At 47.7% G+C, this 946-nt stretch carries 1 protein-coding gene; it reads right to left on the bottom strand.

Features of this window, described 5'->3' with window-relative positions; translation table 11 throughout:
- Window positions 1-211 precede the first annotated feature (211 nt).
- Window positions 212-946, bottom strand: a 735-nt coding sequence (gene bet, locus R7Z49_RS23845; RefSeq protein WP_318112198.1) for a phage recombination protein Bet, incomplete at its 5' end; no start/stop codon positions are given.

The raw sequence follows: 946 nt of genomic DNA, 5'->3' as shown, positions 1-946 counted from the left end.
TGCTAACGCTGTTTGGTGCTGAACAACACTTGCTTGAACCGAATCAATTGCCGCTTTACCGGCTTGAATCGAACCTAAGACAAGGGCAACAACCAATACCAAGCGAAAAAGTGAGGCTGATTTAGTCATGGAAGATCTCCAAAAAAAAGACGAGACCTTCCCCCTGACGGGAGAATAATCCCGCCAGGGTTAGTAAAATGAATGCGTGGCGCTAAGAAGCTAAAGGCTGTGTGAGCGCTTTGGCTGCTTGTTGCTGAGCATTAAAGATTTCTTGCTTCGCAAACGTCAGCTCAACACCTTGAAAATGTTCATTGGCATATTCCAATGCACTATTCCAAGCGTTTGAAGCTTCCGCCCGCTCGATAAGCTTGTAAACAAGCCCTCGGGTTCGATCATCAACTTGCTCGGGTGGAATCACAGATGGCTCAACAACGTGTGTTGCTTGGCCTTCGATAATTCGCTCCGCTTCGTCTTGATCGAAAATTCCCACAAAGCCAAACGCAATGCGGGAACACTGGATCATGGATTTATGTCTTAGCATTCGCTTAGTGTGCGTCTGCCATGGACCATCTACACGGTAAGGGCCATTTTTGCCATTACCTTCAAAAGGCGGTCGATAGACTTCATCCAGATACTCAGTGATTTTGACTGGGTGCGAACGGTCGCGCCGATAGATGATGCATTCCATCCATTCAGGGCATTCTTTCGCGCCATCCAGTGAGACTTTGTTTTCTGAAGTCTTGAACTCCATGCCATCAAACTGGTCGTGTTGATTGATGATGCGAGACCATCCATCGACACCTACCACTGGGATAATCCCAGCTTGTTTATCAGGGAACGCAAAAATCTCTTTGGTGAAAGGGTTCAAACCGTACTGATCTGCAACCACCAAGAGCGCCATCATCTGCTCATTGGTCGGTGCACTACCGTCACGTTGCTTGAATGC

This window comes from Vibrio sp. 1562 (assembly GCF_033340155.1).
GTDB classification, from domain to species: domain Bacteria; phylum Pseudomonadota; class Gammaproteobacteria; order Enterobacterales; family Vibrionaceae; genus Vibrio; species Vibrio alginolyticus.
This window is presented reverse-complemented; position numbering and strand designations above follow the sequence as displayed.